The organism is Bacteroides stercoris ATCC 43183, assembly GCF_025147325.1.
In the GTDB taxonomy this organism is placed as follows: domain Bacteria; phylum Bacteroidota; class Bacteroidia; order Bacteroidales; family Bacteroidaceae; genus Bacteroides; species Bacteroides stercoris.
In genome coordinates this window covers 2,827,263-2,842,676 of sequence record NZ_CP102262.1, presented here as the reverse complement: position 1 = coordinate 2,842,676, position 15,414 = coordinate 2,827,263, and the positions used below count along the sequence as shown (strand labels likewise).

At 48.0% G+C, this 15,414-nt stretch carries 11 protein-coding genes; 9 read left to right on the top strand and 2 right to left on the bottom strand.

Annotated features, from left to right (window positions below):
- The first annotated feature begins 230 nt into the window (after positions 1 to 230).
- Positions 231 to 1,547 carry a xylose isomerase gene (gene xylA / locus NQ565_RS11720; protein ID WP_005654109.1) on the top strand — a complete coding sequence of 439 codons (1,317 nt, stop codon included), beginning with the start codon at positions 231 to 233 and terminating at the stop codon, positions 1,545 to 1,547.
- A 158-nt stretch (positions 1,548 to 1,705) separates the two neighbouring features.
- The gene (gene xylE, locus NQ565_RS11715; RefSeq protein ID WP_005654110.1) at positions 1,706 to 3,181 is read left to right on the top strand and encodes a D-xylose transporter XylE; all 1,476 of its coding nucleotides are present in this window, start codon (positions 1,706 to 1,708) and stop codon (positions 3,179 to 3,181) included.
- A gap of 247 nt (positions 3,182 to 3,428) precedes the next feature.
- Here the strand turns inward: xylE and NQ565_RS11710 are convergent, their stop codons facing one another.
- On the bottom strand, positions 3,429 to 4,622 hold the full coding sequence (locus tag NQ565_RS11710) for an alkaline phosphatase family protein (protein ID WP_005654111.1): 1,194 nt from the start codon (positions 4,620 to 4,622) through the stop codon (positions 3,429 to 3,431).
- Positions 4,623 to 4,763: 141 nt separating this feature from the next.
- On the opposite strand from NQ565_RS11710, the gene NQ565_RS11705 reads away from it, so the two are divergent.
- From NQ565_RS11705 to NQ565_RS17030, 6 genes are all read left to right on the top strand, one after another.
- Positions 4,764 to 6,299 carry a carbon-nitrogen hydrolase family protein gene (locus NQ565_RS11705; protein ID WP_005654113.1) on the top strand — a complete coding sequence of 512 codons (1,536 nt, stop codon included), beginning with the start codon at positions 4,764 to 4,766 and terminating at the stop codon, positions 6,297 to 6,299.
- A 171-nt stretch (positions 6,300 to 6,470) separates the two neighbouring features.
- A complete protein-coding gene (ileS, locus tag NQ565_RS11700) occupies positions 6,471 to 9,959 on the top strand; it encodes an isoleucine--tRNA ligase (RefSeq protein ID WP_005654116.1) in 3,489 nt (1,162 codons plus the stop codon).
- A 33-nt stretch (positions 9,960 to 9,992) separates the two neighbouring features.
- The gene (locus NQ565_RS11695) at positions 9,993 to 10,373 is read left to right on the top strand and encodes a TraR/DksA family transcriptional regulator (RefSeq protein WP_005654117.1); all 381 of its coding nucleotides are present in this window, start codon (positions 9,993 to 9,995) and stop codon (positions 10,371 to 10,373) included.
- A 2-nt stretch (positions 10,374 to 10,375) separates the two neighbouring features.
- Complete coding sequence (locus NQ565_RS11690; protein ID WP_005654120.1) at positions 10,376 to 11,005, top strand: lipoprotein signal peptidase; 630 nt, start codon at positions 10,376 to 10,378, stop codon at positions 11,003 to 11,005.
- Entirely contained in the window at positions 11,002 to 11,946 is a 945-nt protein-coding gene (locus NQ565_RS11685) for a DUF4296 domain-containing protein (RefSeq protein WP_005654121.1), read from the top strand. The genes NQ565_RS11690 and NQ565_RS11685 overlap by 4 nt, the downstream gene beginning before the upstream one ends.
- Positions 11,943 to 12,281, top strand: coding sequence for a hypothetical protein (locus NQ565_RS17030; RefSeq protein WP_074713658.1), 339 nt, complete (start codon positions 11,943 to 11,945; stop codon positions 12,279 to 12,281). Before NQ565_RS11685 ends, NQ565_RS17030 begins: the two co-directional genes overlap by 4 nt.
- Here the strand turns inward: NQ565_RS17030 and NQ565_RS11680 are convergent.
- The gene (locus NQ565_RS11680) at positions 12,232 to 12,993 is read right to left on the bottom strand and encodes an RNA methyltransferase (protein ID WP_005654122.1); all 762 of its coding nucleotides are present in this window, start codon (positions 12,991 to 12,993) and stop codon (positions 12,232 to 12,234) included. The genes NQ565_RS17030 and NQ565_RS11680 overlap by 50 nt on opposite strands.
- Positions 12,994 to 13,072: 79 nt before the next feature.
- Here NQ565_RS11680 and tamL point away from each other — a divergent pair, with 79 nt between their 5' ends.
- Positions 13,073 to 15,385 carry a translocation and assembly module lipoprotein TamL gene (tamL, locus tag NQ565_RS11675; protein WP_005654123.1) on the top strand — a complete coding sequence of 771 codons (2,313 nt, stop codon included), beginning with the start codon at positions 13,073 to 13,075 and terminating at the stop codon, positions 15,383 to 15,385.
- Positions 15,386 to 15,414: the final 29 nt, after the last annotated feature.

The following is a 15,414-nucleotide window of genomic DNA, read 5'->3' as shown; positions in this document are numbered from 1 at the left end:
TTCTTTTTGAGACCGGCTTGCTGCTTTTTATGAGGAGCGTCTATGCAACGAATAAAAAGGAAAACAGACCGGAAAGAAATTTCAGAGAAACTGAATGAAATGCCTCTTGAAGAAGATTGAAACAGACATTGAAAGTAAACAAGAATAAAACAACAGTAATAATTAACCCGCGGGTAATGTGCCCGTTGTCAGCACATCGGCGCATTACCGCATTAACACATTTAATCATTATGGCAACAAAAGAGTATTTTCCCGGAATAGGAAAAATCAAATTCGAAGGCAAAGAAAGTAAGAATCCTATGGCATTCCGCTACTACGATGCGGAAAAAGTAATCATGGGCAAGAAGATGAAAGATTGGTTGAAGTTCTCTATGGCATGGTGGCATACACTCTGTGCAGAGGGTGGTGACCAGTTCGGCGGCGGAACGAAACATTTCCCCTGGAACGGTGATGCCGATAAACTGCAGGCTGCCAAGAACAAAATGGATGCTGGTTTCGAGTTCATGCAGAAAATGGGCATCGAATATTACTGCTTCCACGATGTTGACCTTTGCGACGAGGCCGATACAATCGAAGAGTACGAAGCAAACCTGAAAGCCATCGTTGCATACGCCAAGCAAAAGCAGGAGGAAACAGGTATCAAACTGTTGTGGGGTACTGCCAACGTATTCGGTCATGCACGTTACATGAACGGTGCCGCCACCAATCCCGACTTTGACGTTGTGGCCCGCGCTGCCGTTCAAATCAAGAATGCCATTGACGCAACAATCGAACTGGGCGGTTCGAACTACGTGTTCTGGGGTGGACGCGAAGGCTATATGTCTTTGCTGAATACCGACCAGAAGCGCGAAAAGGAACACCTTGCACAGATGCTGACCATTGCACGCGACTATGCCCGTGCACGCGGCTTCAAAGGTACGTTCCTGATTGAGCCGAAGCCGATGGAACCGACCAAGCATCAATATGACGCAGACACGGAAACGGTTGTCGGCTTCCTGAAGGCCCACGGTTTGGATAAAGATTTCAAAGTGAACATCGAAGTGAACCACGCCACACTGGCAGGCCATACTTTCGAACACGAACTTGCCGTGGCAGTAGACAACGGTATGCTGGGTTCTATCGATGCCAACCGCGGTGACTACCAGAACGGCTGGGATACAGACCAGTTCCCTATCGACAACTACGAGCTGACACAAGCCATGATGCAAATTATCCGCAACGGCGGCTTCGGTGACGGCGGTACAAACTTCGACGCCAAGACACGCCGTAACTCTACCGACCTTGAGGACATCTTCATTGCTCACATCGCAGGTATGGACGTAATGGCACGTGCATTGGAAAGCGCAGCCAAACTGCTCGAAGAGTCTCCTTACAAGAAGATGCTTGCCGACCGCTACGCTTCTTTCGACAGCGGCAAGGGTAAGGAATTCGAGGAAGGCAAGCTGACACTGGAAGATGTCGTAGCCTACGCAAAAGCTAACGGCGAACCGAAACAGACCAGCGGCAAACAAGAATTGTACGAAGCAATCGTAAATATGTATTGCTGATAAATAGCGGTTAGTGGTTAGCGATGAGTGATTAGCGATTATTGGTTAGTGATAAAAGATGGGGAATAAGCAATTATCACTAAATTACTGACCATTAATCACTCATCACTAATCGTTCATCACTAACCGCTCATCACTAACTCCTAACCACTATTATCATGAATTATACAGAAAAAGGCAGCAAGCTCTATCTCTTTTCGATTGTGCTCGTGGCTGTCATTGGCGGTCTGCTTTTCGGCTACGATACGGCAGTTATCTCCGGCGCAGAAAAGGGACTTCAAGCTTTCTTCATGGGAGCCGATTTTGAATACACAGACGCGATACACGGCATCACATCATCCAGCGCATTGATAGGCTGTATCATAGGTAGCGCCGTTTCCGGCTTTTTCGCTTCCGGATTGGGCCGCAAAAACTCTCTCTTTTTGGCAGGTATCCTGTTCTTCTTGTCGGCGCTGGGTTCCTATTATCCCGAATTCCTGTTCTTTGAACATGGCGTTCCTTCCTATTCTCTTCTGGTGGCTTTCAATTTCTACCGTGTCTTGGGCGGTATAGGTGTGGGGCTGGCTTCCGCCATTTGTCCGATGTACATTGCCGAAATCGCTCCGAGCAACATTCGCGGAACACTGGTATCGTGGAATCAGTTTGCCATTATCTTCGGTCAGTTGGTAGTTTACTTTGTCAACTTCCTTATTCTGGGCAGTCATGCCAATCCGGTGATAGACCTCGTTAACGGAGTAAATCAGATAATGAATCCCGAAGCTGCCGCATGGACCACGGAGACGGGGTGGCGTCTGATGTTCGTCAGCGAAGCCGTTCCTGCCGGACTGTTTGCTCTATTGGTGTTGCTGGTGCCGGAAACGCCGCGTTATCTTGCCATGTGCGGTAAGGACGAAAGGGCGCTGAATGTGTTGAGCCGTATCAACGGCTCTTCTCAGGCAAAGGTAATCCTTGCGGAAATCAAGGCAACTACCGAAGAAAAGACAGAAAGACTCTTTACCTACGGTTGGATGGTTATCTTTATCGGTATCATGCTGAGCGTATTCCAGCAGGCTGTCGGCATCAATGCCGTGCTTTATTTCGCTCCGCGCATATTCGAGACGATGGGCATGGCCAATCCGATGGTACAAACCGTGCTCATGGGCGTTGTCAATATTCTCTTTACCTTGCTGGCTGTGTTCACGGTTGAAAAATGGGGACGCAAACCGCTGCTTATTTCCGGCTCTGTCGGTATGGCGATAGGAGCTTTCGGTGTGGCTATGTGCAACGTCGTAACCGGACTGCCGGCAATAATATCCGTTATCAGCATCATGGTTTACAGCGCTTCGTTCATGTTCAGTTGGGGACCTATCTGCTGGGTACTGATTGCCGAAATCTTCCCGAACACCATCCGTGGCGCTGCGGTAGCCATTGCGGTGGCATTCCAATGGATTTTCAACTTTATTGTTTCGTCTACTTTCCTGCCGATGTACAATATGCGTCTCGGGGAGATGGGCGATAAGTTCGGCCATATGTTTGCATATGCCCTTTATGGGATTATCTGCGTGGCAGCCGCCCTCTTCGTGTGGAAGCTCGTACCCGAAACGAAAGGCAAGACGCTGGAAGATATGACCAAACTTTGGAAGAAAAAGAAATAAGTCCGCAGGAACTTCAATCTGGCAGAATATAAAAGGCTGTGCAGTTCATCTGAAAGAAATTGCACAGCCTTTTGTGTCTGAAGTCCCGGACTTTTGGTGCCTACCACCCGGTGGTACGGCTCATACCATTAGGTGGTACGACGACTTTCACCTAATGGTACGGCGTGTACCTTACTAAGGTACGGCTCGTACCAAAGCGTGGAATAAATTGGTACACGTATCTGTTTGATTATAAGTAAACTGTTTGTCACCGTAATATGTCCTTTATCCGTTCGAACCGTCCGTCCGTCTTTTCCGGAACAATTTGCAGAAGATGCGACAATAGCGGGTAGATGTCCACATTCACAAATCCTCCGGATATGTAACCTCTCTTGAAATCAGGTCCGATGGCCCGAAACATAACCTGCATGTCGGGGCTTTGGGGAAAATATCCGTGAGCGCCTTTGGTGTCGCGTGCCACGTCCGTAAACTGCCAGCCCAGTTCCGGAGCCACTACGATATCGCCTATACGGTCGCTGCTGCCATAATGCAGTTCGGCGGGAATCTCTTCTTTTTTCCACACACGGATGTGAGCCGCTTTTTTCAGAGCATTGCAGATAGAGTCGCGGTATTCCGGTTTCGAGAATATGGAAGTTGGTGTACGTCCGTCTATCACTTCGCACCATTCCGGTTTTACATAATCGTTTATGTTGACAACCCGTTCGGGACTGATGTCGGTCATGCCGTGGTCCGACGTGACGATAAGATTGATGTCCCCGCCGAAAGGAAGAGCTTCTATCTTTTTTCTTAATACCCCCACAAGGCTGTCCATGTGTTGGACCACCGCACCGGTAGGCAAACTGCACGGGCCGTTGTGATGCCCGCTTCCGTCGGGCTCTTCAAAATATAGCATGATGAGTCTGGGACGCTCCGGTTCGGGCTTTTGCAACCAGGTGAGCACCGTGTCTATCCGTTGTTCAAAAGTCAGAAAAGGCTTGGCGTTCCAAGGTCTGTAATAAGTGGGATGAGACTTTTTAATCGCAATGTCCGAGCCTACCCAATACATATTACCGGTTTTTATGCCTTGTTTCTGAGCCGTTATCCATATCGGTTCCCCAAAATAGTATTCCGGGTTGTTGCGGGTGGCGGAGTCGCCCATGGAATACTGGCGTCTGTTCTTTACATCCCAAAAAGTATTGTTGATTATGCCGTGATGGTCGGGAACCAATCCCGTGGCCAGCGTATAGTGATTGGGAAACGTAGAGGCAGGATAGGAGGGAAGCATCACGGCCTTTACCCCGTCTGCCGCCATGCGGTCCAGGTTGGGAGTCTTATACATGTCGGGATAGTCCCAGCGAAAACCGTCGAGTGAAACAATAACGGTGTAATGTGTTTCGGGAGTTGCCGCATTCAGCGATAGCAAAAGCAAGGTGTTGAATGCCAGTGTAATAAATCTTTGCATGTCTCAATCTATGTTTAACGTTTACAGAGATAAATGTTGTTTTGGCAGCAAAGGTAGGAAAAAATCATATCCCATAGGGATTAATGTATAAGTAAAACTGTAACTTTGCACCGTTTTAAACTCAGGTATAACACGAAAATTATGGACGAAATTAAAATTAATAAGGTACAGATACGTAACCTGCAGATAGAAGATTACGACCAGTTGGCACAATCATTCACACGCGTTTATTCGGATGGAAGCGATGTTTTCTGGACGCACAAGCAGATAGAGAAACTCATCCGCATCTTTCCGGAAGGGCAGATTGTAACGGTGGTCGATGAAAAGATAGTGGGGTGTGCACTCTCCATTATCGTGAATTACGACGATGTGAAGAACGACCACACCTATGCCCAGGTTACGGGCAAGGAAACTTTCAATACGCACAATCCCAAAGGAAATATCCTTTACGGCATCGAAGTGTTTATCCATCCGCAATACCGCGGACTGCGCCTGGCACGCCGTATGTACGAATACCGCAAGGAAATCTGCGAAACACTGAATTTGAAAGCCATCATGTTCGGCGGGCGCATCCCCAACTATCATAAGTATGCCGACCAGTTGCGCCCTAAGGAATATATAGATAAGGTAAAGCAGAAGGAGATATACGACCCGGTGCTGACGTTCCAGTTGAGCAACGACTTCCATGTACGCAAGGTGATGCGCAACTATCTTCCCAACGATGAGGAATCCAAGCATTATGCCTGCCTGCTGCAATGGGACAATATCTATTACCAGGCACCTACACAGGAGTATGTAAGTCCGAAAACGACGGTGCGCGTCGGTCTGGTGCAGTGGCAGATGCGTACTTACAAGACGCTGGACGATTTGTTCGAGCAAGTGGAGTTCTTCGTAGATGCCGTTTCCGACTACAAGAGCGACTTCGTTCTCTTCCCCGAATACTTCAATGCGCCGCTGATGGCCAAATTCAATGACGAGGGAGAGTCGGAAGCCATCCGCGGACTGGCGGCTTACACCAACGAAATCAGAGAGCGGTTTGTGAAGCTGGCCATCAGCTACAACATCAATATCATTACGGGCAGCATGCCGCTTATCAAGGAAGAGGACGGACGTTTGTACAACGTAGGTTTCCTTTGTCGCCGCGACGGAACGTACGAAATGTACGAAAAGATACACGTCACTCCTGACGAAATCAAGAGCTGGGGATTGAGTGGCGGCAAATCCTTGCAGACGTTCGATACGGACTGCGCCAAAATCGGTGTGCTGATATGTTATGACGTGGAGTTCCCGGAACTTTCGCGCATCATGGCAGACCAGGGCATGCAGATACTGTTCGTTCCTTTCCTTACCGACACACAGAACGCCTATTCGCGCGTTAAGGTATGCGCCCATGCCCGCGCCATCGAAAACGAGTGTTTTGTGGTCATAGCAGGCAGTGTGGGCAACCTTCCCCGTGTACACAACATGGACATACAGTATGCCCAGTCGGGTGTGTTCACCCCCTGCGACTTCGCTTTCCCTACCGACGGAAAGCGTGCCGAGGCAACTCCGAACACCGAAATGATTCTGGTGTCCGATGTGGATCTGGACTTGCTCAACGAACTGCATACCTATGGCAGCGTCCGCAACCTGAAAGATCGCAGAAACGACTTGTATGAAGTGAAAATGAAGAAGTAAAGCGAGAGACGTGGGCGGCTCATCTTAAAATTATCCGCTCAAAAATCTCTTTTCTCTAACTTTTTTGTAAATTTGCACCCTTAAAATAAAGAGGAAAGCACCGGAAAAGCCTTTCCGGGCTATCTTCAGGAAAAATAGTAAATCGTAAATAGTCAAATCGTAAATATCAAGATGGGTAAGAAGTTTGCCGAATATTCAAAGTTTGACCTTTCGGAAATAAACAAGGAAGTGTTGAAGAAATGGGACGAAAACCAGGTTTTCGCCAAGAGTATGACAGAACGTGAAGGTTGTCCTTCTTTCGTGTTTTTCGAAGGACCGCCCTCGGCCAATGGCATGCCGGGTATTCACCATGTAATGGCGCGCTCCATTAAGGATATTTTCTGCCGCTACAAAACCATGAAGGGCTTCCAGGTGAAGCGCAAAGCCGGCTGGGACACGCACGGGCTTCCTGTGGAACTGGGTGTGGAAAAGGCGCTCGGCATCACCAAAGAAGATATTGGCAAGACTATTTCCGTTGCCGAATACAATGCCGCCTGCCGCAAGGATGTAATGAAATTTACTAAGGAGTGGGAAGACCTTACCCACAAAATGGGTTATTGGGTGGATATGCAGAATCCCTACATCACCTATGACAACCGTTACATCGAAACGCTGTGGTGGCTGTTGAAGCAACTTCACAAGAAAGGACTCCTTTATAAAGGATATACCATACAGCCGTATTCACCGGCTGCGGGAACAGGCTTGAGCTCGCACGAGCTGAACCAGCCCGGTTGCTACCGCGATGTAAAGGATACAACCGTAGTGGGACAGTTCAAGATGAAGAACCCGAAACCCGAAATGGCGGAGTGGGGTACTCCTTATTTCCTGGCATGGACTACGACTCCGTGGACACTGCCCTCGAACACCGCTCTCTGCGTAGGCCCGAAAATAGACTACGTGGCCGTACAGACCTACAACGGCTATACGGGCGAGAAGATGACCGTGGTACTTGCCAAAGCATTGCTCTATACTCACTTCAATAAAAAAGCGGAAGAGCTTGCATTAGAGGATTATAAGCCGGGAGACAAGCTTATCCCGTTCAAGATTGTAGGCGAATACAAAGGTCCGGACCTGGCAGGAATGGAATACGAACAACTCATTCCGTGGGTGAAACCGGTAGAGGTGGACAACGACGGCAATTGGAGCGTCAGCGACAAAGGCTTCCGTGTAATCCTCGGCGATTATGTAACCACGGAAGACGGTACGGGTATCGTACACATCGCTCCCACATTCGGTGCGGACGATGCTTTCGTAGCCCGTGCGGCAGGCATTCCTTCCCTGTTCATGATTAACAAGCGCGGCGAGACCCGTCCTATGGTGGACCTCACCGGTAAGTTCTATCTGCTGGACGAACTGGACGAAAGATTCGTAAAAGAGTGTGTCGATGTAGACGCCTACAAAGAATACCAGGGACGCTGGGTGAAGAATGCCTACGACCCGCAATTCACCGTCAACGGTAAGTATGACGAAAAAGCCGCTCAGGCCGCCGAGACTCTCGACATATATATATGTATGATGATGAAGGCTGCCAACCAGGCATTCAAGATAGAGAAGCACGTGCACAACTATCCGCATTGCTGGCGTACGGACAAACCGGTGTTGTACTACCCGTTGGATAGCTGGTTTATCCGTAGTACCGCCTGCAAGGAGCGTATGATAGAGTTGAACAAGACCATCAACTGGAAACCGGAAAGTACCGGTACGGGACGCTTCGGCAAGTGGCTGGAGAACTTGAACGACTGGAACCTGAGCCGTTCGCGCTACTGGGGTACTCCGTTGCCTATCTGGCGCACGGAAGACGGTGACGAAGAAAAATGTATCGAATCCGTAGAGGAACTTTACAACGAGATAGAGAAATCCGTTGCCGCCGGACTGATGTCATCCAATCCTTATAAGGACAAAGGTTTCCAGCCGGGCGTGTACACGCAGGAAAACTACGACAAGATAGACCTTCACCGTCCTTATGTAGATGATATTGTCCTTGTTTCCAAAGCCGGCAAACCCATGAAGCGCGAATCGGATTTGATTGACGTATGGTTCGACTCCGGCTCCATGCCGTATGCGCAGATACACTATCCGTTCGAGAACAAGGAACTGTTGGACAGCCACCAGGTATATCCCGCCGATTTCATCGCAGAAGGTGTGGACCAGACACGCGGCTGGTTCTTTACCCTGCATGCCATCGCCACAATGGTGTTCGACAGCATATCCTATAAAGCCGTCATATCGAACGGTCTGGTACTCGACAAGAACGGCAACAAGATGTCCAAGCGTTTGGGCAATGCCGTAGACCCGTTCTCTACCATCGAGAAATACGGTTCCGACCCCTTGCGCTGGTACATGATTACCAATTCTTCTCCGTGGGACAACCTGAAATTCGATGTAGACGGAGTGGAAGAGGTGCGCCGCAAATTCTTCGGAACCTTATATAATACGTATTCTTTCTTTGCCCTCTATGCCAACGTGGACGGATTTGAATACAAGGAAGCTGATGTGCCCATGGCGGAACGTCCGGAAATAGACCGCTGGATTATCTCCGTGCTGAACACATTGGTGAAGGATGTGGATAACTGCTACAACGAATACGAGCCTACCAAAGCCGGACGACTGATTTCGGACTTCGTGAACGACAATCTCTCCAACTGGTATGTCCGCCTGAACCGTAAACGTTTCTGGGGCGGCGGCATGACGCAGGATAAGCTGTCCGCGTTCCAAACGCTCTATACGTGTCTGGAAACCGTAGCCAAACTGATGGCGCCTATTGCTCCGTTCTATGCCGATATGCTCTATTCGGACCTGACGGCAGCTACCGGACGCGACAACGTTGTCTCCGTTCATCTGGCAAAATTCCCCGAATGCAAGGAAGAGATGATAGACAAGGAGCTGGAAGCACGCATGCAAATGGCACAGGACGTTACTTCTATGGTATTGGCGCTGCGCCGTAAGGTGAACATCAAAGTCCGCCAACCGCTACAGTGCATCATGGTTCCGGTAGTGGACGAAGAGCAACGCGCCCACATCGAAGCCGTAAAAGCACTTATCATGAACGAGGTGAACGTAAAGGAAATCAAGTTTGTGGACGGTGCAGCCGGTGTGCTTGTGAAGAAAGTGAAGTGCGACTTCAAGAAGCTGGGCCCGAAATTCGGCAAGCAGATGAAAGCCGTTGCCGCAGCCGTTGCCGGAATGCCGCAGGAAGCCATTGCCGAGCTGGAAAAGAACGGTTCCTATACGCTGAATCTGGACGGTGCGGAAGCCGTAATCGAGACATCCGATGTGGAAATCTTCAGTGAAGACATTCCAGGATGGCTGGTGGCCAATGAAGGCAAGCTGACTGTAGCTTTGGAAGTTACCATCACCGAAGAACTTCGCCGCGAGGGTATTGCCCGCGAATTGGTGAACCGTATCCAGAATATCCGCAAGTCGAGCGGCTTTGAGATAACGGACAAAATAAAGATTACATTATCAAAAAATCCGCAAACGGATGATGCGGTAAATGAATATAAAGACTATATTTGTAACCAGGTTTTAGGAACATCACTGACGCTGACGGACAATGTGGAAGGCGGAACGGAACTCGAATTCGACGATTTCAGACTGTATGTAAGCGTTGTGAAAGAATGAATTATTAATACTAACGATTAAACACGTAAAGTTATGGCAGAAAAGACAAGATACTCGGATGCGGAATTGGAAGAATTCCGCGCCATTATTCTGGAAAAGTTGGAGTTGGCGCAACGCGACTATGAGTTGCTGAAAGCCAGCCTGACAGGTGCGGACGGTAATGACACCGACGACACATCTCCAACGTACAAAGTGCTGGAAGAAGGGGCAAACACCTTGTCCAAGGAAGAAACGACCCGTCTGGCACAACGCCAGTTGAAGTTTATCCAAGGATTGCAGGCCGCTTTGGTACGCATCGAGAACAAAACGTATGGTATCTGTCGCGAAACAGGCAAGCTGATTCCTGCCGAACGTCTGCGTGCAGTGCCTCATGCTACATTGAGCATCGAAGCTAAAAACAACGGCAAGAAATAAGGATGAAGAATTTTTTCACGAAAGGGCGGATAGCCTTACTCGTTATTTTCTCGGTATTGATTATCGATCAGGTAATCAAGGTGATTGTAAAGACGCACATGTATTGGCATGAGAGCATACGCATCACCGATTGGTTTTACATTTATTTTACCGAAAACAACGGTATGGCTTTTGGTTTGGAGATATTCGGGAAATTGTTCCTTACTTCATTTCGAATCGTTGCGGTAGGAGTGATAGGCTGGTTCCTGTACAAGTTCATAAAGCATGGAATGAAAACAGGGTTTATTGTCTGTGTCTCGCTCATCCTGACGGGTGCGCTGGGCAATATCATCGACAGCGTATTCTACGGAGTGCTGTTTAATGAAAGCACCTATTCGCAACTGGCAACCTTTATGCCCGAAGGCGGCGGATACGCTCCGCTGCTTTACGGTAAAGTGGTCGATATGTTCTATTTCCCTATTATCGAAACAAACTGGCCTGCGTGGATGCCGTTCATAGGTGGAGACCATTTCATCTTCTTCAGCCCGATTTTCAACTTTGCCGATGCGGCAATCAGTTGCGGTATCATAGCGCTGTTGCTCTTCTACAGTAAGTATTTGAATGATTCCTATCATGTTATAAAGAAATCATGAAAAGGAAAAGACGGATTCAATGGTATTATAGCGTAATCCTTCTGGCGTTCGGTCTGACGGCATGTCAGGTTAAAAGACCTGATACGGTTATATCGGACGCCAAAATGGAAAACGTACTTTATGACTTCCACATTGCAAAGGCAATGGGAGAGGAGGTTCCTTACAGCGAAAGTTATAAGCGTGTGCTGTACATTGAATCGGTTTACAGGAAACACGGCATTACCCAGGCCGACTTCGATACTTCCATGGTGTGGTATGCCCGCCATCCGGATGCCCTTACAAAAGTCTACGAAAAAGTAAACCAGCGGTTGAAAGCCGAGAGGGACGGTATCAATCATTTAATAGCCTTGCGCGACAACAAGCCCAAAGAATCTTCTCCGGGCGACAGTATAGACGTATGGAGAGGCCGGCACATCTGTTATCTTACCGGAACTCCGATGGATAACAAACTGACTTTCACACTTCCTTCGGACACCAATTTCAAGGACAGAGATACGCTGCGTTGGACAGTCCGTTTCCGTTTCCTGAACGGAACACCCGACAGTCTGCACGCACCTTTAATGGCAATGCAGGTTCTTTATGCCAAAGATACGCTGAACGATATGCTCAAGGTAAAGCAATCGGGCACGGAGACTATTTCTTTATTTGCCGACACATTGGGAGAAATAAAAGAAATACGAGGCTTTATCTATTATCCTGCACAGCAATCCACACGGGATGTGTTGGCAGACCGCATCAGCCTGATGCGCTACCACGCAAAGGATACCTTGTTCAAGGCTCCGGCAGATAGCCTTGAGGCAGGCGACAAAGAACTGAAGAAAGAACCCGTTCCGGGCAAACCGGCAGAACTGAAGCGGCAGAGTGAAGAGAAAGATACTGTCCGTCAACGCTCTGAAAGGCGTCCGCGTCCAAGATTGCGCCAAACCACTGAAAAACAATGAAACGTTTCGCTTCACATTTTTTATTCCTGCCCGCATACGGTTATCTCAAACAATATGCGATAGAGACGGAAGAGGGGATGGTTGTACGTTTATTTCCATTGACCGAAGAGATAGAAAATGTGGAATGGCTGCCGGGAGCAATCGTTCTTTTAACGCAAAACGAGTTGAAAGAACCTGACACAATTTTCTCCTTGACAAACGCTTCTCGGAATTTATTAATAACTCCGCCATCCTTTATTGACGGAAGTTGCGGACTAATGCCTGTCTATTTCCCTAATTTTGACACTACAACATTGCTGCCTGCCGCCGGAACTCGGCACAAACTACTGCGGTAGCAATGGCAACATTCAAAGATTCGGAAGTTTCGCGTTCTGCCGGATAATTGGGAATGTACAGTTTCCGGTTGATGAGCCGTTTCACTTCATCTCCTATGCCGTTGCCCTCATTCCCCATTACTATCAGTCCGTACGCCGAAAGCGGTTGTGTATACATGTTTTCTCCATCCAGGAAAGTGCCGTATACCGGTATGTCTTCCAGTGAAGCAATAAGTTCGGGCAGGGAAATATAATGCAGTTTCACCCGTGCGATGCCGCCCATGGTAGCCTGTACGGTTTTAGGATTGTAGACATCCACCGTGTTGGGCGAACAGAAGATATGTTCGATTCCAAACCAGTCGGCAAGGCGGATGATTGTTCCCAAATTGCCGGGGTCCTGCACATCGTCCAATGCCAGGCAAAGGGAGCGGCTTATGACGGAAACATCCACAGATTCGTCCGGCTGTTCGAACACGGCGAGTACCTGTTGGGGAGTTTTCAGCAGGCTGGCGCGCGAAAGTTCCTCTTCGGAAACTTCGGTCACATCTTCCACAGCCAAATGCCTGTGGGCGGAAAGCCATTCGGAAGTTGCAATCAGGAAGCGGCAACGGAAGTGCCCCAGCAAATCTCCTACCAGTTTCGGGCCTTCTGCCAGGAATACTTTATCGGCTTTGCGATTCTTTTTCAATTCCAGTGAACGGATATATTTAATGCGATTCTTGCTCAGTGCCATAAGTTGTTCGGTTTTATTTGGCAAAAGTACATGATTATTTCTATATTTGCAGTATTTTATGCGCAATTAATAACTTAGTATGAAGAAAGGCTTTCGCTACGCACTATTTGCTACCGCCGTACTCTTATTCGCTTCATGTTCTGCCACGAAATATGTGCCGGAAGGTTCATATTTGTTGGACGAGGTGCGCATACAGACGGACAACAGGGAAATCAAGCCTTCAGGCCTATCGATGTATGTCCGCCAGAATCCGAATGCCAAATGGTTCAGCCTGATAAAAACACAGTTGTATGTCTATAACTGGTCGGGCAGAGACTCTGCACGTTGGATAAACCGTACTTTGCGGCGCATAGGGGACGCTCCGGTCATCTATAAGGAAGAAGAAACGAAGCGCTCCGGTGAGGAAATGAAAAAAGCCGTACAAAATATGGGCTATATGAGCGCCACCGTAGAGCCGGTTATACAAATAAAGAAGAAGAAGCTGAAGCTGACCTATAAGGTGTCCAGTGGAAAACCTTATAAGATTCGTTCTCTTAAATACGATATCAGAGACGGGAAAATCAGGGAATATATGCGGCAGGATTCGGCAGGTACTTATCTGACGGAAGGAATGTATTTCGATGTAAACCGTTTGGATGCAGAACGTCAGCGCATTACGGACAATCTTCTTCGTAACGGATATTATAAATTCAATAAGGAATATATTTCTTACACGGCAGATACGGTGAGGAATACCTACCAGGTGGATGTAACCATGCATCTGGCGCCTTTTCGGCAGCACAATGACGATAGCCCGCAAAATCATCGGCAGTACTACATCAACAAGGTAAATTTTATAACGGATTATAATGTGTTGGAATCATCTGCTTTGAGCAGCATAGAAATCAACGACTCCGTACATTACAAGGGTTTTCCCATATATTATAAGGATAAACTTTATTTGCGCCCGAAGGTGCTGACTAATAATCTGAGTATTGTGCCGGGCAGTTTGTACAACGAACCGGATGTGCAACGTACCTATTCCAATTTCGGACGTTTGCAGGCATTGAAATATACCAATATCCGTTTCTTTGAAACGCAGGTAGGCGATACAGCCAAATTGAATGCCTACGTAATGCTGACAAAGAGCAAATACCAGTCCGTATCATTTGAATTGGAAGGAACCAACTCCGCAGGAGACTTGGGAGCTGCCGCATCCGTATCATTTCAGAACCGGAATATGTTCAAGGGTTCCGAGACTTTTATGATAAAGCTGCGGGGGGCTTACGAAGCGGTATCTGGCTTGCAAGGCGGATATAACCACGAGGACTATACGGAATTAGGGGCGGAAGCAACGATCAACTTTCCGCGGTTTCTCTTTCCGTTTCTTTCCAACGACTTCCGGAGGAAGATACGTGCTACTACGGAATTTGGCGTACAGTATAATTATCAGATACGTCCGGAGTTTTCACGCATCATTGCTTCTGCCAATTGGAGTTACAAATGGGGATTGCAACGTCAGCGTGCTCAGCATCGCATTGATTTGCTGGATATCAACTACCTGTATATGCCTTCCATTTCGCAGGAGTTCCGCGACAAATATTTGAATAACGAACAGAACTATATTTTAAAATACAACTACGACGACCGCCTGATTGTCCGCACAGGATACAGCTATACATACAATAGCGCAGGACAAGCCCTGATGAATAATGCAATCATCGGCAACTCATATTCTATTCGCTTTAATTTTGAGTCTGCCGGTAATCTTCTGTATGCTTTTGCCAGAATGACAAACATGAAGAAGAATGAAGACGGGGAGTATTCATTGCTGAGTATCCCATTCGCACAATATGTCAAAGGGGATTTCGATTTTGCCAAGAATATCGTTATAGACAACCGCAATTCCATTGCATTCCATGTGGGAGCCGGCATAGCCGTTCCTTACGGCAATGCAACGATTGTGCCTTTTGAAAAGCGTTATTTTTCAGGTGGTGCAAACAGTGTACGCGGCTGGTCGGTACGTGATTTGGGCCCCGGTGTGTTTCCCGGTGACGGAAACTTCATGAATCAGTCGGGAGATGTTAAGTTGGATGCAAGTATCGAATACCGCACACGCCTTTTCTGGAAGTTCAGAGGAGCGATTTTTGTGGATGCGGGCAACATCTGGACCTTGCGCGATTACAAAGACCAGCCGGGCGGGAAGTTTGAATTCAATAAGTTCTATAAGCAGATAGCCGTAGCCTACGGATTGGGCCTACGGTTGGATCTGGACTTCTTTGTCCTGCGCTTTGACGGTGGTATGAAAGCTGTCAATCCGGTGTATAACACTAAAAAGGAGCATTTCCCTATTATACATCCTAAATTCAGCCGCGATTTTGCATTTCATTTTGCGGTAGGATATCCATTCTGATGCCAAGCGGATATCCGTCTGAAAAAACT

What these genes read in the sequence shown, in the direction of transcription:
- NQ565_RS11710 (WP_005654111.1), bottom strand. Translation starts at nt 4,622, where the DNA reads ATGCAAAGATTTATTACACTGGCATTCAACACCTTGCTTTTGCTATCG.
- NQ565_RS17030 (WP_074713658.1), top strand. Translation starts at nt 11,943, where the DNA reads ATGAAACGTTTCGCTTCACATTTTTTATTCCTGCCCGCATACGGTTAT.
- NQ565_RS11685 (WP_005654121.1), top strand. Translation starts at nt 11,002, where the DNA reads ATGAAAAGGAAAAGACGGATTCAATGGTATTATAGCGTAATCCTTCTG.
- ileS (WP_005654116.1), top strand. Translation starts at nt 6,471, where the DNA reads ATGGGTAAGAAGTTTGCCGAATATTCAAAGTTTGACCTTTCGGAAATA.
- xylE (WP_005654110.1), top strand. Translation starts at nt 1,706, where the DNA reads ATGAATTATACAGAAAAAGGCAGCAAGCTCTATCTCTTTTCGATTGTG.
- NQ565_RS11705 (WP_005654113.1), top strand. Translation starts at nt 4,764, where the DNA reads ATGGACGAAATTAAAATTAATAAGGTACAGATACGTAACCTGCAGATA.
- NQ565_RS11680 (WP_005654122.1), bottom strand. Translation starts at nt 12,993, where the DNA reads ATGGCACTGAGCAAGAATCGCATTAAATATATCCGTTCACTGGAATTG.
- NQ565_RS11690 (WP_005654120.1), top strand. Translation starts at nt 10,376, where the DNA reads ATGAAGAATTTTTTCACGAAAGGGCGGATAGCCTTACTCGTTATTTTC.
- NQ565_RS11695 (WP_005654117.1), top strand. Translation starts at nt 9,993, where the DNA reads ATGGCAGAAAAGACAAGATACTCGGATGCGGAATTGGAAGAATTCCGC.
- tamL (WP_005654123.1), top strand. Translation starts at nt 13,073, where the DNA reads ATGAAGAAAGGCTTTCGCTACGCACTATTTGCTACCGCCGTACTCTTA.
- xylA (WP_005654109.1), top strand. Translation starts at nt 231, where the DNA reads ATGGCAACAAAAGAGTATTTTCCCGGAATAGGAAAAATCAAATTCGAA.